Source organism: Thermincola sp. GK-1, from assembly GCF_059412445.1.
The window spans coordinates 1-18,028 of sequence record NZ_JBSQAT010000022.1; the positions used below are offsets into that span (position 1 = coordinate 1).

General features: G+C 44.3%; 16 protein-coding genes and 1 tRNA gene. 14 read left to right on the forward strand and 3 right to left on the reverse strand.

Annotated features, from left to right (window positions below):
• Positions 1-86 precede the first annotated feature (86 nt).
• Complete coding sequence (locus tag ACSNJE_RS14440) at positions 87-1,322, reverse strand: ferredoxin-like domain-containing protein (RefSeq protein WP_495252935.1); 1,236 nt, start codon at positions 1,320-1,322, stop codon at positions 87-89.
• Between the two features lie 229 nt (positions 1,323-1,551).
• Between ACSNJE_RS14440 and ACSNJE_RS14445 the strand changes: the two genes are divergently transcribed.
• The 3 genes from ACSNJE_RS14445 to thrB are packed head-to-tail and all read left to right on the forward strand — an operon-like array spanning position 1,552 to position 4,261.
• Positions 1,552-2,004 carry an ACT domain-containing protein gene (locus ACSNJE_RS14445; RefSeq protein ID WP_495252936.1) on the forward strand — a complete coding sequence of 151 codons (453 nt, stop codon included), beginning with the start codon at positions 1,552-1,554 and terminating at the stop codon, positions 2,002-2,004.
• A 32-nt stretch (positions 2,005-2,036) separates the two neighbouring features.
• A complete protein-coding gene (locus ACSNJE_RS14450) occupies positions 2,037-3,350 on the forward strand; it encodes a homoserine dehydrogenase (protein WP_495252937.1) in 1,314 nt (437 codons plus the stop codon).
• A gap of 2 nt (positions 3,351-3,352) precedes the next feature.
• Entirely contained in the window at positions 3,353-4,261 is a 909-nt protein-coding gene (thrB, locus tag ACSNJE_RS14455) for a homoserine kinase (protein ID WP_495252938.1), read from the forward strand.
• 43 nt (positions 4,262-4,304) lie between these two features.
• Here thrB and ACSNJE_RS14460 read toward each other — a convergent pair whose 3' ends face one another.
• Positions 4,305-5,609, reverse strand: coding sequence for an HD-GYP domain-containing protein (locus tag ACSNJE_RS14460; protein ID WP_495252939.1), 1,305 nt, complete (start codon positions 5,607-5,609; stop codon positions 4,305-4,307).
• Between the two features lie 209 nt (positions 5,610-5,818).
• On the opposite strand from ACSNJE_RS14460, the gene ACSNJE_RS14465 reads away from it, so the two are divergent.
• The 8 genes from ACSNJE_RS14465 (at position 5,819) to hslO (ending at position 15,309) form a co-directional block, all read left to right on the forward strand.
• Positions 5,819-5,895: transfer RNA gene (locus ACSNJE_RS14465), tRNA-Pro, on the forward strand.
• A 191-nt stretch (positions 5,896-6,086) separates the two neighbouring features.
• Entirely contained in the window at positions 6,087-6,926 is an 840-nt protein-coding gene (locus ACSNJE_RS14470; RefSeq protein ID WP_052218873.1) for an HDOD domain-containing protein, read from the forward strand.
• 161 nt (positions 6,927-7,087) lie between these two features.
• Positions 7,088-9,244 carry an alkaline phosphatase family protein gene (locus ACSNJE_RS14475; RefSeq protein WP_152909070.1) on the forward strand — a complete coding sequence of 719 codons (2,157 nt, stop codon included), beginning with the start codon at positions 7,088-7,090 and terminating at the stop codon, positions 9,242-9,244.
• 67 nt (positions 9,245-9,311) lie between these two features.
• Positions 9,312-10,268 carry a L,D-transpeptidase family protein gene (locus ACSNJE_RS14480; protein ID WP_474774332.1) on the forward strand — a complete coding sequence of 319 codons (957 nt, stop codon included), beginning with the start codon at positions 9,312-9,314 and terminating at the stop codon, positions 10,266-10,268.
• Between the two features lie 120 nt (positions 10,269-10,388).
• Positions 10,389-11,537, forward strand: coding sequence for a glycosyltransferase family 4 protein (locus ACSNJE_RS14485; protein WP_495252940.1), 1,149 nt, complete (start codon positions 10,389-10,391; stop codon positions 11,535-11,537).
• A gap of 63 nt (positions 11,538-11,600) precedes the next feature.
• On the forward strand, positions 11,601-13,859 hold the full coding sequence (locus tag ACSNJE_RS14490) for a hypothetical protein (RefSeq protein ID WP_495252941.1): 2,259 nt from the start codon (positions 11,601-11,603) through the stop codon (positions 13,857-13,859).
• Positions 13,856-14,407, forward strand: a complete 552-nt coding sequence (gene yfcE / locus ACSNJE_RS14495) for a phosphodiesterase (RefSeq protein ID WP_495252942.1) — start codon at positions 13,856-13,858, stop codon at positions 14,405-14,407. Before ACSNJE_RS14490 ends, yfcE begins: the two co-directional genes overlap by 4 nt.
• A gap of 5 nt (positions 14,408-14,412) precedes the next feature.
• The gene (hslO, locus tag ACSNJE_RS14500; RefSeq protein ID WP_495252943.1) at positions 14,413-15,309 is read left to right on the forward strand and encodes an Hsp33 family molecular chaperone HslO; all 897 of its coding nucleotides are present in this window, start codon (positions 14,413-14,415) and stop codon (positions 15,307-15,309) included.
• A 39-nt stretch (positions 15,310-15,348) separates the two neighbouring features.
• Here hslO and rpmB read toward each other — a convergent pair whose 3' ends face one another.
• The gene (gene rpmB / locus ACSNJE_RS14505; RefSeq protein ID WP_013120951.1) at positions 15,349-15,537 is read right to left on the reverse strand and encodes a 50S ribosomal protein L28; all 189 of its coding nucleotides are present in this window, start codon (positions 15,535-15,537) and stop codon (positions 15,349-15,351) included.
• Between the two features lie 159 nt (positions 15,538-15,696).
• On the opposite strand from rpmB, the gene ACSNJE_RS14510 reads away from it, so the two are divergent.
• From ACSNJE_RS14510 to ACSNJE_RS14520, 3 genes are all read left to right on the forward strand, one after another.
• Positions 15,697-15,900: a DUF1858 domain-containing protein gene (locus tag ACSNJE_RS14510; protein WP_052218867.1), complete on the forward strand. Its 204-nt coding sequence runs from the start codon at positions 15,697-15,699 to the stop codon at positions 15,898-15,900.
• A gap of 95 nt (positions 15,901-15,995) precedes the next feature.
• Entirely contained in the window at positions 15,996-16,352 is a 357-nt protein-coding gene (locus ACSNJE_RS14515) for an Asp23/Gls24 family envelope stress response protein (RefSeq protein WP_495252944.1), read from the forward strand.
• Positions 16,353-16,364: 12 nt separating this feature from the next.
• Positions 16,365-18,020 carry a DAK2 domain-containing protein gene (locus ACSNJE_RS14520; RefSeq protein WP_495252945.1) on the forward strand — a complete coding sequence of 552 codons (1,656 nt, stop codon included), beginning with the start codon at positions 16,365-16,367 and terminating at the stop codon, positions 18,018-18,020.
• The last annotated feature ends 8 nt before the right edge of the window (positions 18,021-18,028 follow it).

Genomic DNA, 18,028 nt, shown 5'->3' on the forward strand with positions numbered 1-18,028 from the left:
TGGCATTAGCCAACCCTATAATAGTGAATCGTTTGTATAGTTCAAGAAAGAATCGCCGATAGGCGAATTTGTTCTTTTAAATTCTTTTATTTGTTCAGTAGAATGCGAAGTTCAATATCCTTGGGCGTTTCATACTTGCTTCCCCAGATAAGGCAGCCTATGGCAGTCAGCGCGATGTTGACAGCACATAGAGAATCGTGTTCAGTAATATGGCACTGGTCGCATACCTCTCTGATTGAGTGAAAAGCATCGTGTAATTTAAACTGTTCGAACAAATCTGTGGGCAGGGGAAGGGCATGGATGAGTTGAATCATATCATTCGGTATATCAGGCAAAAATTTTTTGCCGGTTCTGGCTGCCTCAGTGAGGCATTCCTTGGCAATAAACAGATGGCATTTATATTTTTTACATTCTGTACAATGGCCGCAAAGTTTGTCCAAAACCATAAAGGCAGTAAAAATGTTAGCCCTGTTAAAGCCGGGCAGGGCTTTAATAAACGTCGGGGCAGCATCTGCCTTATCAGAAATAATATTGACATTAACCGGTGTATCTTGCCCTAATGTGGTGTTGATAGCATCAATAAAAAATGCTTCTCCGTATCTTTTAAAGATATCGTAAAAACGGGGATGGCCCTGCAGAAGTTTGTTTTTCCGAATATCTTCAGCAGCCCAGATGTAGCATTTTAGTACAGTTGCAATGACATCGTCTATCTTTTCTTGCGGAACGCCGCGAGCGACTGGTTTGCCGTGGAATTGTGTGTGCGCGTTTTCGGAACCACCGAGATAAACCGTAAAACCGTCGCGTTCTTCTATCAGGCCCAAAGATTGGCAGGTGGCAGAACCGCAGTTTCTGGGACATCCGGAGATACCTATTTTAAAGTCCCAGGGTAGTTTCACCCCGTAAAATTTGTTGGAAATATTACGGGCCAGTTCTACGGCGTCATATGTTTTGGCATTTTTACAGCCCCTGCTGCCGATACATGCTTTTACGTTACGCAGAGTTTTGTGGAGATAACCTATTTTTATTCCGTTAGCTTTTAATTTTTCCAGTGCTCCTGCCACCTTGTGTTGCGGGAGTAGCAGTATCGGCGCTTGGCGCCCGGTCAGTTTAATGCCCAGGCCTTCGTCAGAAATAATTTCAGCCAACAATGTTACCTGATCACTGGATAAAAAGCCCGCAGGGCAATCGATTAAAATAGCCCAGGACCCGTCAGACTGCTCAATTACTCCCCAAAATGCTTCTTTATTCTCATAGCATACCCAGTTGGACCCATCGATAGTAACTTTCTGCAATTCAATTTGTTGCCAGCCTTTATTTTGCACAAACATACCCCCTACGGAAAAAGCATTTCTATTTATTAAAATTCCTTAAAAAGAGTTTCTGCCAATTGGTCTGGATTTCCTGCTTGATTCCCTAGGTTGAATTTTTCCCCAATAAAAATAATCATTGCAGGCAAAAAAATTATATTGAAATATTATCCCAATTGATGCTATAATCTAAATGTCTACGTAGGAAGGATAAGTGTACATGGAGAGAGGACATTGATTAGACATGGACAATACCAAGACCAGCCAAAAATATTATATCGTTGCCGAAGATATTCTTCCCAGCGCCATACTGAAAACAGCAGAAGCCAAGGAGATGTTGGCGCGGAGGGAGGTAGAGACAGTTCATGAAGCTGTCGAAAAAGTGGGTCTCAGCCGCAGCGCTTTTTACAAATATAAAGACGGCGTTTTCCCTTTTTTTCGGGCTGTTCGAGACAAAATAATCACTATTGCTCTACTGTTAGAGCATAGAAAGGGAGTTTTATCCACGGTACTTAATACGATAGCGGCCGAACAAGGCAGTATCCTGACTATTCATCAGGGAATTCCGCTGCAGGGGGTTGCAAACGTCACTCTTTCTATTGAAACAGCCGGTATGGTTGTTTCTGTAGATACCTTGTTGCAATCTCTGGGTTTAATAAAAGGTGTAAAAAAGGTAGAGTTGATAGGGCAAGAATAATAAATGCAATATTTCATAGGAGGGAAGATTAGATGGAGAGAGAAATAAAAATAGGATTGCTGGGCTGTGGAACAGTAGGTGGCGGCGTATGGAAGGTTTTGGCTAAGAATAGGGATAACATTCAGAAAAAAGTAGGAGCAGATATTACCGTTAAACGTGTTTTGGAAAGGGATAAGGAAAAGGCTGTGGCAGCCGGTGTTCCGGCTGAGATCATAACTACTGACATAAACGATATTATTGATGACCCTGAAATTAAAATAGTTGTTGAGGTAATCGGCGGCATTGAGGTTGCCGGAGAATTCATACATAAAGCATTAAAAGCGGGAAAAAGTGTGGTAACCGCAAATAAGGACCTGCTGGCTGTTCAGGGGCGGGAACTCTATGAACTGGCTGAGGCCAATAACTGTGACCTGCTTTTTGAAGCCAGCGTTGGCGGTGGCATACCAATCATCAGACCGCTAAAAGAATGCCTTGCCGGGAATAAAATTGAAGCAATTTACGGAATTGTAAACGGAACCACGAATTATATGCTTACAAAAATGACCAACGAGGGTTCCAGTTATAAAGAGGTCTTGGCAGAAGCCCAGGCCAAGGGATATGCAGAAGCAGACCCCACTTCTGATGTGGAAGGACTGGATGCCGCCAGAAAATTAGCCATTCTTGCCTCAATTGCGTTTAATGCCAGGGTATCTTTTGACGATGTTTATGTTGAGGGCATTAGTAAGATTACTGCCCGGGATATAGAATATGCCAAAGAATTGAATTTTGTGGTCAAGTTATTGGCTATAGGGAAAGAAACTGACGGAAAAATTGAAGTCAGGGTACATCCCACAATGATTCCGGTTAACCATCCCCTGGCGTCTGTCAATGACGTATTCAACGCAATTTTTGTCAAAGGGGACGCTTTGGGCGAAGCTATGTTTTATGGGCGGGGAGCCGGTGAACTGCCCACGGCCAGTGCAGTGGTTGGAGATATTATTGATGCAGCCCGTAACATAATTAAAGGTGTTCCGGGCAGAATAGGCTGTACCTGTTTCGACCGGGCCGGTTGTAGTTGTTTTGAGAAAAAGCAAATTAAAGATATGGGCGAGACGCACGCCAAATATTATATACGGCTCAAAGTTTTAGACCGTCCAGGGGTTTTGGCCGCTATTGCCAGTGTATTCGGTAACCAAGAAGTTAGTGTGGCTTCCGTTATTCAGAAACGCAATATAGGGAAAATCGCTGAAATAGTCTGGGTAACGCATGAAGTTATGGAAAAAAACATTCAGGATGCCTTGAAAATAATTGCAGGGTTATCTATAGTAGAAGAAGTAAGCAATGTAATTAGAGTAGAAGGAGAATAACAATGATCCGTGTTCAAGTTCCCGCTACTACGGCAAATATGGGACCTGGTTTTGATTGTGTGGGCATGGCATTAAAACTTTATAATTTTGTGGAAATGGAAGCCATAGAGCAGGGGATCGTTATTGACGTTGAGGGAGATGGAGCAGATAAAATACCCCGCGATAAAAGTAACATTGTATATTTGGCCGCTGAACGGGTGTTTAAAATCGTTGACCGTAAACCCGCCGGTTTACGTATTAAATTAACTAATAATATCCCTTTGGCCAGGGGGTTAGGCAGCAGTGCGGCGGCTACTGTTGGCGGGCTTATCGCTGCTAATATGCTGGTTGGGTCACCTCTGTCAGAAAAAGAACTGCTCAACGTGGCAACGGCCATTGAAGGGCATCCGGACAATGTGGCGCCCGCCCTGTTGGGAGGTATTGTTGTATCTGCAAAAGAAGACGATGATATTAAAACTGTTAAAATTCAACCTCCGGCCGGGATGAAATGCGTGGTGGCAATTCCTGATTTTCAACTGTCCACTAAGGCTGCTCGCGAAGTTTTGCCTCAGAATGTTTCTATGGAAGATGCTGTTTTTAACCTCAGCAGAACGGCTATTTTAGTCGCTGCTTTAATGAGAGGGGACTTCGATCTCCTGAGTATTGGCCTGGACGACCGTTTGCATCAACCGTACCGAGCCAACTTAATTCCGGGGATGAAAAAGGTTTTTGCGGCCGCGAAGTTAGCCGGAGCCAAAGGGGTGGCATTGAGTGGTGCCGGACCTACGTTAATAGGTTTTTGCGATGAAAATATCGGCTTAATTGCCAAGGTTATGAAAGATACTTTTGCGGCCAACGGAGTCCGGTGCAGGGTTGTGGAACTTGAGCCCAACCCAGTAGGAGCTACTGCATTGGAAAAAATTTCTTTATAAGACAGACCCTGAAAATCTGGCCTCTTCATGTGAAGAGGCTTGATTACTTTTGCCGGTTTTTTAAGGGAACGGTTTCCAAAAAGATTTTGATTATTTTAGGGTCAAATTGGGTTCCGGCGCTTTTCTTTAGCTCCTCTAATATCATTTCGAAAGATAAAGCCGGACGATAAACCCGATCGCTGGCCATGGCATCTAAGGCGTCAGCAATGGCAATAATGCGGGCATGCAGCGGTATTTCTTCACTTTTAAGTCTGTCTGGGTAACCGGTTCCGTTGTACCATTCATGGTGGTGTCTAACTGCCGGCGCCACTTCGCGCAGGGGTTCTATTTTTGAAATAATATGGGCGCCGGTTTCTGGGTGCTTTTTTATTAAATCCATCTGTTGACTGTTCAGGTTGCTAGGATGGTTAAGAATGGTTTCTGTGACACCAATTTTTCCGATATCATGGAGTAAAGCGCCATAATATAGCATTTCCATTTCCCGTTGATTTAAGTTAAGACTTTGGCCGATAGCAAGGGCATATTCGGCGACCCGCTCCGAGTGGCCTTTGGTATATTCGTCTTTTGCTTCCAATGAATAAACCAAAGCGCTGATTGCTTCTTTGTTTAATTGTTTCTTGAACAGGTTTCGCTCTAGCCGGGCCTTTTTAAGTTTGGAAAGAATTTCTTTGTGTATCGAAATTATTATAAAATAAAAGAACAAGACGGGAAGAAGTCTCTCAACAAGGAGAACGGAAGGAATAGTGTTATATGACAGAAGAATGTTGGCGATGTGTAAAATTTGTTTTGCAGCCAGGATAACGACAGCCATTAGAAAACCATTTTTGTTATTTAAAGGGGATTTGATTACAAAATAGATAAGGAAAAAACATAGCGCCGTTATAGCCTGTTCAATAAAGAGGTCGCCGCCGAAATAAGCAAAACCCCGGCCTGGAAAATCCAGTTGATATTGATACCAGGGCCACCAAATTAACGGTAACAAGAGAATAATCAATCCCAGGCTTATTTTAATGAAACGTCGGACAACAGTATTTGATTTCACAAAGGTACAAAGAAAAGCTGCTGTAAGGTAGATAATGTTAATAATTTTTAGAAAGTGGTCGAAGATAGGTATAAAAACTTCGGGCAGTTGAACTTGCAAAATAAGGCTGGCCAGGAATACTGTCAACATAAAAATATTTTGCAGAAGCATGGCGCCAAAGGCAATATTCATATAGGAATAAAAGGGCTTGTTGTTCTGCCGGTGCTCAAAGTAAACCAACTGCCATGCTACCAGTGACAATGTAAAAACGGTTGTTTGAATTATGAGGCGCACTTCTACACTGTCAATAATTTCCTGTTTCCACAACTGCATTCACTCCCATGATATATAAGAACACAATAAAACAAATTTCGACTACTTGGCAAAATTATCCTCCTTTTACTAGTGAAAATGATTCAGTGAGCAATACAACATAGAATTTTATTTGCCATCTGTGCAATAAAATGTCTACCGGAAAACCGCTTATTTTACTTGACAATGTATGAAGGTGAAGTTATAATAAAGGTTAGTCGGATCGGGGCGTAGCTCAGTTTGGTAGAGCGCTACCTTGGGGTGGTAGAGGTCGCACGTTCAAGTCGTGTCGCTCCGACCATTTAACAATGATGTTAATGGTTAAATAAACAAAACATAAATAACATAAATATAGACCATTTCTAAAACCCGCATCTTGGAGCGGGCTTTTGTTTTGCTACATAAAAATTTATATAAACGTTATTTTCGGATATGGTATAATGAATATGTGTATTTATACCTCGTCCGGTGCAGCCTACAGGAGGGGATAGTTTGGACCAACTAACTTTAGCCATGGCCATGAGGAAAGTTGGCGCTTTACCCGCATTGCCTCACGTAACAACAAGGGTTTTAGAGTTAATAGATAATCCTGATTCTAAGCCACAGGACATCTGTAAACTGATTTCGCAGGACCAGGTACTGACTACAAAAGTTTTGCGCCTGGTAAATTCGGCCTACTACGGTCTGCCGAGGCAGGTGGCCACTATAACGGAAGCAGTAACTATTTTGGGGCTGCAGACATTGCGTACAATAGTATTGGGTGTTTCGGTTTATAAAACACTTGGTGGCCTGGGCCAGAAAAAAGTCCTGGCGCCGGAACAAATATGGAAACACTCCATAGCTACGGCGACCGCTTCCAAGATTTTAGCCGCAAAACTGGGATTTGAGTACGTTGAACAGGCCTTCGTGGCCGGACTGTTGCACGACATAGGTAAAATGATACTGAACAGCCTAATGACAAAGGAATATTTAGAAGTGATGAGGCTCGCCGGTGAAACTGATAAAAGTTTTTTACAGGCAGAGCGGGAAGTGCTTGAGTTTGACCATAGTGTGGTCGGAGATTTACTGGCTGAGAAATGGAATTTACCAGATTGCCTGGTTGAGCCAATTGGTTACCATCATGACCCTTTTGCTGCCCTGAATCATCCAGACCTGACCTGCATTGTGCACCTGGCTAATGCTGCTGCGGTAATCGCCGGCTTTGGGTTAGGCAATGACAAGGATTTTCATTTGGATAACAAGGTGCTTTCAAGAATGAATTATTCTTTTGATAAAGTTACCGAGCTTGCTTCAGAAGTGGGAAAAAGAGTAACATCCGAAATCCTCTTGTAGATGGCTGCAGAACTGCAGGCATCTACATTTTTGGTACGGGTTTTGATATACTCAATACATAAAGATGGTTTTGATGGTAAAAATTATCAGAGGTTATGAAACGGCCGGTTTATTCTGAGAGGTGTTTTCCAGTGCATCATTTTTTAAAAAGAAATTTCTTTATGGAAAGACTCAAATATGTGCTATTAGCCATTATTTTTGGGCTTAGTTTTATGCTGCAGGCTGTCCAGCCTAGCCTTGCCCAAGCATCGGCGGCGGTACGTGAAAAGGCGCCGGCCAGAAAGGTTGTTGTTTTTATCCTGGATGCAATTAGTTGGGACGACCTGCGCAGCGCCAATGTACCAAATTTAAAACACATGATTGACCATGGATTCATTGGTTTGATGAATACCAAAACCAGGGGTATGAGCCGGGTAAACATGGAAAGTGGTTATTTTTCTCTGGGCGTAGGTGTTCGGGCCAATGCTCCAGATCTGACCGGCCAAAACGTTTATTCTAAAAACGGCAGGCTCATAGTGAATGATATAGAAAAACTCAAGGCCCAAATTGAACAGGATTTGCCTAATTATCGGGCGGGTCAATTCGGTTGGATGGCGAAAAGACTAGGGCTAAAAGTAGCTTTAATCGGTAACGCCGATACAAATGTGCAACACAGGGAAGCGGCGCTGATAGCTATGGATGAGAACGGAACTGTTCCCATGGGATATATAGGCTCGAAACTGCTGACACGCGACCCGTTATTTCCGGGAAAAATCAGGACCAATGAAGGTGTACTTTTAAGAGAGGCCGCAAGGTTTTTGCCTAAAACAGACATTTTGTTCATAGATTTTGGGGATACAACACGAATTGACGAGCATTACGATTCTATTGACAACGTTTTTGCTGAACGGGCCAAGGCGTTGGCCAGAGCCGATGCTTTTATCGGCAAATTCCTGCGCTATGTGGACCGGAAAAATACCATGGTGATGGTGATAGTCCCTAACGCATCGAAAACTTCTATTGCCAACGGAAATACTAGCTTGACACCGGTTATTGTATCTACAGGAACCAAAGAATCAGGACTGCTGATTTCCAATACGACCAGAAGGGAAGCGGTAGTGGCCAACATAGATTTTGCACCAACTGTTTTTCATTATCTGACTGGCCAAAAAGGGGAATTCATCGGAGAACCCATGGAGTATAGAAATATAAAAGATACCCCCACAAAGAATAGCCTTTTGACTATAGAAAAGAAAGAACGTAAATTTTATAACCTGCGTTGGGGCCGCTTCATATCTCACGGGTTTTACGTGGTTTTGGTGGTGTTATCTTTTGTGTTTTTATATGTTCCCTCTCTGGCAAGGTTTTTCCGAATAAGCGAAGACGCCAAGCGGATATTTGTTACACTGGCCCTGACTTTTCCGTTGACTGTATTTGTTACGGGCCCGCTGCTGCCTTTTCGGCATTTTATTATAGAATCAGTTACCATTCTGCTTATTTCTGTTGTGCTTAGCTTGCTGCTGGTTAACCTGTTGCGGAGAATGGAATACATACTGTTATTTTCTACCCTGGGAACTTCCCTGGTTTTGCTCAGTTACCTTTTCTGGGCTCCTTCTTTTTTGTTGAATTCTCCCCTGGGATTTGACGATGTTTTTTTAGGCGGCAGGTATTACGGAATTAATAATGACGCAATGGGAATACTGCTTGGGTCTACTTTAATGGGATTGTTTTCCCTTAACCAGTGGACGGGTTTAAGTTCCTGGGTGAAAAACCTTTTGTTGTTAGTCGGTCCTTCGGTAGTTGTTTTGTCCTTATCGCCGCTTTTTGGGGCCAATGTTGGCGGAACTATTGCTGCCCTGTCTGTTACAGTTTTAATTGCTCTTCAGTTTATAAGCCAAAAGCCCTTAACCTGGCGAAAAGTTATTTATGTAGTATGCCTGGTATTTATCGTTGAGGTAGGCATCGCCTATATGGATTCTTTGTTTGACCCGCCTAAGACCCATGCCGGTAAAGCCATCAGGGCTTTGCTGACTACCGGTTTTACGAGCAAGTTTTCTGAGTTGCTTATATCTAAACTGCGACTTTTCGCTTTAATTACAGCGATACCACCGTACAATATAATTCTGGCCGCAGAATATATAATTTTTTACAGATTGTTTAAGAAAAAAGATATGTGGATAGGGTCTTTTGAGGCAAAATACCCGGTTTTAGCCAGCAGTATGAGTATTTTTTTCTTTGGTGGTTTAATTGCGTTTCTCTTTAATGATACCGGGGTAATAGCCACGGCGATGTTATATACGTACTTTTTACTCCCTTATGGAATCTTGAGTAAAAACTAAATAAACCGTGTATAGGGCGCTACCTTTGCTGAAAAAATATAATCGAGTTTAGGAGGTGGCCCTTATCGTGTCTAGGTATAGTTTTCCTGCCGGGAAAGGCATTGCCTTTTTTTTACTTGCCACTTTAATCTGGTTTTTTTCTGGCGAGGCATGCTATGCTTTGCATAATCCGCCATGCTGTCCGGACGAGTGTTCCGTTCGTGCTTTATACCTGAAAACACCGCCTTTTTCCGGCAGCGAAGTCAGGGATTTTCAGCAGGCGCTGCAGTACCTTGGGTTTTACAGGGGAGAACTGGATGGCGTATATGGCCTGCAAACCTATAACGCAGTAAAAAAGTTTCAACGAAGCAACAAACTTCCTGTAAACGGGAGTATTAATGTTGCTACCTTACGTGTATTGAAAAAATATTTTGAACTGCCTTTGGCTACCAAAACCAGGACCAAGGGGCCGAAAGGAGAGGTAAGACTGGAAGTGCATATTAAAACCAGGACATTGATTGTATATGACGATGATAAGGTATTTAAGACGTACCGGGTTGCCGTCGGAAGAAACAAAACTCCTACCCCGGTAGGGGAGTGGAGAATCGTTAGAAAGGCAAAAAACTGGGGAACGGGATTTGGTACAAGGTGGCTGGGACTAAGTGTGCCATGGGGTCTGTTCGGTATTCACGGGACGAATAAACCCTGGTCCATCGGCAGCAAAGCCAGTCATGGATGCATCAGAATGTTTAACCGCGATGTGGAAGAATTATATGAATGGGTAAAGCCCGGAACAAGGGTAACGGTAATAGGCCAGGTATTTCCGGTGCGTTATGAAGACCGGCTTGTTATCCGCAGGGGCTATAAGGGCTCAGATGTCTACCAGGTCCAGCAAAAGCTTAGAGAGTTGGGATATCTGAAAAGTGCACCTGACGGCATTTATGGGCCGGCTACTATAGCAGCGGTAAAAAAGTTTCAAAAAGATCACGATTTTCCTGTTACCGGGGAAGTTGATATAGATATATACCCTGCGATAGGTTTATAACCGGCTAAAGAAAAGAGTTGGAGGATTCGGAGGAATTTGGTAGAATATGATAAGAACAAGCTATGATGGGCGGCGGCTTGTGCCAATCGCCCATTCTGTATTACCCGAGGAGGATAGTATTTGTTACAGCCAATAAAAATTTTACATGTTATCCGCCCGGCCGAAGGCGGCATGAAGGAACACCTGTTATCCCTGCTCAAAGGATTGGACAAAAACAGGTTCCATATTCACGTGGCTTGCCCGGGTAATAGCAGCATAGAAACAGAGTTGAGAAAACTGGGGATTCAGGTTCATAACATACCACTGGTGGGCCCCATTAATCCCGGGGAGGATATCAGGTCTTGCAAAGCTATTAAAAACCTTTGCCAGGTGGAAGGATTTACCATCATACATTGTCACGGTTCCAAGGCCGGGTTGGTAGGCAGGTTGGCTGCAGCCACGGCCAAGGTTCCTTTGGTTATTTTGACAGCTCATAATTTTGTGATAGATGATAAATATTCTTTAACCAAAAAGATTGTCTTTACGAAGGGCGAGCAGTTTTTGGGCCGGGTGACCGATTGTGTTATTACCGTTTCATCGGCTTTGAGAAAAGAGTACATTGAAAAGTTCCGAGTGCCCGCGGAAAAGGTTGTTTGCGTATACAACGGGATAGATACAGAATCCTTTGACCTTACCGTTGATAAAAAAAAGATCAAGACTCAACTGGGGCTGGCCCCCGAAAAACCGGTGATTGGAACTGTGGCCAGGATGGCTCCTCAGAAGGGCCTGCCCTTTTTACTGGAAGCGATTGCTATATTGGGAGAAACGGTCAACGCCGGTTTTCTCATAGCAGGCGATGGCCCCCTGCGCCCAGACCTGGAGCGCCAAGCAGAGCAACTGGGGTTATCAGGTAAAGTTTGTTTTCCCGGATACTGTCAAAACATAAAGGAAATTTTACAAATTTTTGACATATTTGTAATTCCTTCTATATCAGAAGGACTTTCTATCACGGCCATTGAAGCGCTGGCCGCGGGTAAACCTGTCGTAGCCAGCAGGGTAGGAGGCTTACCGGAAGTTGTGGAAGATGGAAAAACAGGGGTTCTTGTGCCGCCAGGGGACCCGGCGACTCTTGCTTCGGCAATCAAAAACCTCCTGGATGACCCGGCTTTGAGAGAACGGATGGGAAGGGCAGGAAGACGGACGGCTAAAGATAAGTTCAGTCTGGAAAATATGATAAGGAAAACAGAAGAGCTTTATATAAGTCTGTTTAAAGGTTTACAGGTTAAATGAGCCGGATTACAAATGTTGTTTTGGGCCCAGTTGCTTAAAACTTTTCTCAAAGGGGATGTCGAATTGGAGAGCAGAGGAAATAAAAGAATACTTCGCCTGGTCAGCATTCAGGTAATCATGGTGATTGTTTTGGTTTTTGGCCTACCGGTCTTTGCCGAAGCCCTTCCGGAAAAACATAAGGGAAATGTGACCATAGTAGTTATGGATAAAATTTCAATGCAGGATTTGGTGCAGGCTTCAGTTCCCAATATTATGAACCTGGTTAGCAGGGGGGCTGCCGGCCTGATGACGACCAACCCTGCCGGCGGAGCTGCCCGCATATCTCCCAATACATATGCCACTATTGGCGCCGGGGCCAAAATTCAGGCAGGGTATTCGGGGGTAATGGCTTTTAACGAGAGTGAAATAGAGCCGCAAAGTCATGCTCCCGCAGCCCAGGAATACGAAGTGAGAACGGGGATAAAACCTGGCAAAGGCAGTGTATTACATATAGGCATAGCTGAAATATGGAATTATAACAAGGAATTAAAGTATGATTATGCTGTCGGTGGTTTAGGCACGGCTCTACATGCCGCCGGTTTGAAGACGGCTGTTTTGGGGAATAGCGATACAAATGAAAGCTTTTTTCGGCAGGTTGCTACTATTGCCATGGACAGGAACGGCCTGGTCGATTACGGTGATGTTAGCCCCAGGCTGCTGGTCAGGGATAAAAAGTCCGTTTTTGGCAGAAGTACCGACTATAAGAAGATGCTAGCCGACTACAAAGAATTAAAAAAGAAGGCTGATTTGATAGTTTTGGATTTGGGGGATACGGCAAGACTGGATTTGGCTTCGGAGTCTTTATTGCCGGAAATTGTTATCGCAAAAAGAAAGGATGTTTTGGCCAAAGCAGACAATTTTATTGGCGCTTTATGCAAGCAAATAGACTTTTCCAACGACCTGGTTATTTTGCTGTCTCCGGGACCGTCAGCACAGGCTATGGAAGAACGGAATTACCTGACGCCGGTGATAATTGCCGGGAAAGGGTTCAGGCCGGGAATATTGGAGTCTCCAACCACTAAAAGAACGGGTTTAATCAGCAACACAGATATCGTGCCTACAGTGTTGCAGTTTTATAACCTGCCGCTACGGATTCCCATGGATGGGACCAGTGTGCAACTTAGTGGCCAGCCGTTACAGTCTGTTCATTCGGAAAAAGCGATGGATACCTTGATTAAAATGAACCGGGACATAGTCCGGACCTTTAATGCCCGTTACCCTCTTGTTAAAGGCTTTATAAATTTTGCCCTGGTTCTTACTTTGGTATCCGCAGCCGGTATTTACTTGAAATTTAAGTACCTGAGGCACATTAAGCCATTGCTGTTGGCCGTAACGATAGCGCCATTAGCCATGCTCCTGCTGTATTTTCTTCCCCAGCCTACCGTCATCATTTCTGTGGTGGAAGTGATTGCCCTGACAGCAGGATTAAGCATTACTTTCATCTTAGGGCAAAGATTGGCCGGGAACAAAGACCCATGGGGATTTGCTATAGCTGGTTTACTTACGGCACTGGTCATTATCCTGGATACCTTTGCCGGAGGTATATTGAACAAAACAAGCCCTTTAAGTTACGACCCTATGTCCGGGGCCAGGTTTTACGGTATAGGTAATGAATATATGGGCGTCCTCATCGGTTCTTTGTTAATGGGGTTAGGCGCCTGGCCCGGTACGATGACGAAAAAGCGCCAGGCAGTATCAGTTCTATTGATGCTGATTACGGTCTACGTGATGATGGCCCCTAATCTGGGAACCAACGTGGGCGGTACAATCGCAGCGTTAATTGCGTTTGCGGTAGCGGTGGTTTTGCTCTTTGATATAAAAATCAACTTTAAGGTCTTTGCTCTTCTTTTTGCATTATTGGGCATACTGTTTACAGGGTTTCTTTTCTTTGATATGTCCAGAAGCCCGGAACACCAGTCCCATATTGGGCGGACCATGAACCTTTTAGCTGAAGGCGGCATACAGGAAGCCCTTAATATCATCGCCAGAAAATGGGAGGTTAACTGGCGGCTATTGCACGGAACTACCTGGAGCTGGGTCTATTTTTCGGGTTTGATTTCTATTTTATTATTGTGGCGCTGGCTAAAGGATAAAATGGAATCCCTACAAACAGAGAATCCGATATTTTTCAAATTTTTAAAAGCAATTATTGCCGGTAGTATTGGCGCTTTGTTATTCAATGATTCGGGAGTTGTTGCGGCTGCCATCCTGATTATTTACGGAACGGCTCCTTTGTTTGCCATGGTCATTGACCGGATGTTTGGTGGTGAGGTGGAACAATGATAATTGGCGTAATCAGCGATACCCACGGGGATGTTGAAGCCTGGCGCAAATCAATTAACGGACCTTTAAAAGGCGTGGACGTTATTATTCATGCCGGCGACATTCTCTATCATGGGCCAAGAAACCCTATTGTAGCTGGGTATAACCCGCAGGCGCTGGCGGAAGAAATAAACGCCAGCCCAATTCCATTGCTCTTTGCTAAAGGGAATTGCGATGCAGATGTGGACCAAATGTTAATCAAATATTCGATTCATTCTCCCTATGTTTTTGCTTTTATTGAAGGTCGGAACATTTTGGCTGTTCATGGGGCTGATATGAACCGGGAAAAAATGCTGCAGCTTGCCCGGGATTATAACCTACGGTTTTTCATCAGTGGCCATACCCATGTACCAAGTCTGGAGAAAATAGGGGAAACAATTTATTTAAACCCCGGAAGTTGTTCCTTGCCCAAAGAAAATAACCCGCCCACAGTGGCAGTCATAGGGGAACAGGAAGTGGTAATTATTTCGATTGATTCGGGGCAAGAATTAATGAAATTAACTTTGTAACAGAGGTGGTACCTTTGGACGACTTAATGATCAGAGGTGTAGCCGCCGGCGGGTTGATAAGGGCCTGTGCGGCAGTTACCACAGGTTTGGTGGAAGAAGCCAGGGTCAGGCATAAGACGGAACCGACGGCTACGGCCGCTCTTGGCCGGGTTTTGACTGGGGCGGCCCTGTTGACTTCCGGCTTAAAAGAGCATGATACGATTACGCTGCGGGTGTTAGGAGACGGACCTTTAGGGGCCATTGTGGCTACAGCCGATGCGCATGGGAATATCCGGGGTTACGTGCAGAACCCCGAGATCAACCTTCCTCCGGCCGGGCCCGGGAAACTTGATGTTGGTTCAGCTGTAGGAAAAAATGGTTTTTTGCATATCACTAAAGATTTGGGATTAAAAGAACCCTATACAGGAAGTGTGCCTTTGCGAACAGGGGAAATAGGTGATGACCTGGCCGCGTATTTCCTGGTTTCTGAACAGGTACCTTCGGCTGTTAATTTAGGAGTATTGGTAAACCCTGATGGGACGGTGCAGAGTTCCGGGGGCTACCTCATCCAGCTTATGCCAGGCGTAAAAGATGAACAGATAGAAGAAATTGAAAATATAATATACAGCCTGCAGCCTATAAGTACATTGGTATCCCTTGGCTGGGGACCAAGGCGTATATTGGAAGAAATTTTAGGGCATCTTGATTTTAAACAACTGGAAGAAACCGAATTAAGATTTAAATGCAAATGTACCCGGGAACGATTGGAAACTGTACTTATCAGCCTGGGGAAGGAGGAAATCGAATCAATACTGGCGCTGGAAGGAGAGGCGGAAGTGAAATGTCATTTCTGCGGCGAAGTATACCGGTTCAACCGGCATGAACTGGAAAAGATTAAGGAGGCGGCAGTTTCCTTGAAGTAAAAAGGGCATAAAAAAAGGATTTGGTAAAGCAAATCCTTTTTAAATGGCTCTTTGCACTTTGCCAGATCTTAAACATCTGGTACAAACATTTATTTTTTTAGGTGCTCCGTTTACCAAAGCCCGAACTTTCTGCACATTCGGAGACCAGGTCCTTTTGGTACGGATATGGGAATGGCTTAATTTAATGCCGGTAGAAATTCCTTTTCCGCATATATCGCACTTGGCCATGGAGTTCCACCTCCTTTTCCTTTCAGTAACTTTTGTATTATACCAAAAAAAAGTGGGTTTGGCAAGGCAGGATTTACATAAATAAATGTAGAAATACCAATAATGTTCCAATAATTATTTGGTTAACCTGCTTGATTTAAAGATCAAAGGGGGCCCAGAATGTTTACTAAGGATATGTCAATAATGAGTGCATTGCAAGCTCATCCAAAAGCCAGGGAAGTGTTCAAAAAACATGGCATGGGTTGCTTGAGCTGTATGGGCGCTGTGCAGGAATCCATAGAGGCCGGCGCTCTGATGCACGGTATAGATTTGGATGCCCTATTAAAAGAATTAAATGATTTACTACGAGAAAAAGAAACCTAAGTACCGGATGAGGGATGTTATTCCTCATTTTTTTTAATAGACTGGGTTTTTTTATCCCCCTGCAAATGTTTGAAATTATGAAAGGGTGGGCGAATATGGGTGATAAAGCAAAATTAGGCAATGTCAATATTTCCGAAGAAGTTATTGCTACTATTGCCGGGGCAGCTGCTGTTGAATGCTACGGAATAGTCGGTATGGCCGCAAGAAAACTAAAAGACGGCATTGCCCAACTGCTTGGCAGAGAAGACCTGACCAAAGGGGTGCAGGTCAAGCTTGAAGGTTCTCAAGTCACGGTAGACCTTTACATTATAGTAAGTTATGGGGTAAATATTGTGGAAGTAGCCAAAAATGTAATGGAAAGAGTAAAGTACAGCCTGAGTAAGTACACGGACCTTGAGACCAGAGCCATAAATGTAAATGTTCAAGGGGTCAGGGTCAGTAACGGCGGCTAAGGAGGAGACGGAGTGGAGATTACCGTTTTGGATGGGGCCGGTTTTAAAGAGATGCTCCTTTGCGGCGCCCGTAACCTAGAAACAAATAAAGAGCGGGTTGATGCCCTGAACGTTTTCCCGGTCCCCGACGGAGATACCGGCACCAATATGGCTCTTACATTAGCGTCGGCAGTAAATGAAATCCGGGCGGTTGACAGCTTGTCAATCGGGATGATTGCTGAAGCCGCAGCCAGAGGAAGCTTGATGGGGGCCAGGGGCAACTCGGGGGTTATTCTATCCCAGTTAATCAGAGGGATGGCTAAAAAACTTAATTTAATGGATAAAGTTGGCGCAAAAGTATTTGCCCAGGCTTTGGATAATGGAGCCAACACAGCTTATAAAGCCGTAATGAAGCCCATGGAAGGGACGATTCTCTCTGTGGCCAGGGATGCGGCCAAAGGCGCCGTTGAGGCTGCCAGAAGGTCTGATGATTTGATTTTCGTTTTACAGGAGACGATAGATAAAGCCAATATTGCTCTCGCGGAGACACCAAAGCTGCTTGCGGTTTTAAAGCAGGCCGGAGTTGTTGATGCCGGAGGCAAGGGTTGGGTCCTGTTTCTTGAAGGCATGTTACAAGGGCTAATGGGAAGGGGGATTACTGCCCATGAACCGGCTACAGAAGAAAAAGTCCGCAAGAATGCGGCTTCCGACTTGCGTCCAAAAGAAAACGAAATTATAGAATTTGCTTATTGTACAGAGCTTATTATCACCGGCGGGGCCGGGCAACCGGCTCAAATCCGTAACCGGCTTGCTGACTTGGGTGACAGCCTTTTGGTGGTAGGAGAAAGAGGTACTGTTAAGGTACATATTCATTCCAACCACCCCGGGCAGGTATTGGAGAGGTGTTTGGAATTTGGAGCTCTGGAAAATATAAAGATTGAAAACATGATTTCCCAGGCCAAAAAGAAGGGAATATCTGTCCAGGATTCCGCCAGCGCCGGTAGGTCTGAAAAGGCCGGCCCAACGACAAAAAAACCTTATGGTTTTTTAGCTGTAAGTACGGGGACCGGTCTGGAACAACTGTTTTACAGCCTGGGGGTTGACCGGATTGTTTCCGGCGGTCAAACCAATAATCCCAGTACGGAAGAACTGGTGAAGGCAATTGAAGAGATAGATGCTGATTTAGTTTATATATTGCCCAATAACGGAAACGTCATTTTAACAGCCCGGCAGTCGGCGGCACTTTCCGGACGGAAGGTGGAAGTGATCCCTACAAAGACCATTCCCGAGGGCATTGCTGCCCTGGTGGCTTTTCAACCCGAAAAGGATAGGGAAACAAATACAGCCCGCATGCTCAAAGCGACAGAAAGTGTGGTTACCGGAGAAGTTACTTATGCTGTGCGGGATACATGTATAGGTGAGAGAAGAATCAACAAAGGAGACATAATAGGAATAGTAAATGATCAAATTTTAGCAGTTGGCGCTGATTTAGCCCAGGTAACATGCAATCTTTTGCGGAATATCATAAACGATGATGCGGAGATAGTTACTTTATACAGTGGGGAAGGCGTAGATGAGGAACTGGCTGCAAGTATTGTTGCTCAACTGCGGGAAAAATTCCCTGATTTAGAGATAGAATGTCATTACGGCGGTCAACCGCTTTATTACTTCCTGATTTCCGTGGAATAAGGACGTGG

What these genes read in the sequence shown, in the direction of transcription:
- ACSNJE_RS14450 (WP_495252937.1), top strand. Translation starts at nt 2,037, where the DNA reads ATGGAGAGAGAAATAAAAATAGGATTGCTGGGCTGTGGAACAGTAGGT.
- rpmB (WP_013120951.1), bottom strand. Translation starts at nt 15,537, where the DNA reads ATGGCCAAGTGCGATATATGCGGAAAAGGAATTTCTACCGGCATTAAA.
- ACSNJE_RS14445 (WP_495252936.1), top strand. Translation starts at nt 1,552, where the DNA reads ATGGACAATACCAAGACCAGCCAAAAATATTATATCGTTGCCGAAGAT.
- yfcE (WP_495252942.1), top strand. Translation starts at nt 13,856, where the DNA reads ATGATAATTGGCGTAATCAGCGATACCCACGGGGATGTTGAAGCCTGG.
- ACSNJE_RS14510 (WP_052218867.1), top strand. Translation starts at nt 15,697, where the DNA reads ATGTTTACTAAGGATATGTCAATAATGAGTGCATTGCAAGCTCATCCA.
- ACSNJE_RS14475 (WP_152909070.1), top strand. Translation starts at nt 7,088, where the DNA reads ATGGAAAGACTCAAATATGTGCTATTAGCCATTATTTTTGGGCTTAGT.
- ACSNJE_RS14515 (WP_495252944.1), top strand. Translation starts at nt 15,996, where the DNA reads ATGGGTGATAAAGCAAAATTAGGCAATGTCAATATTTCCGAAGAAGTT.
- thrB (WP_495252938.1), top strand. Translation starts at nt 3,353, where the DNA reads ATGATCCGTGTTCAAGTTCCCGCTACTACGGCAAATATGGGACCTGGT.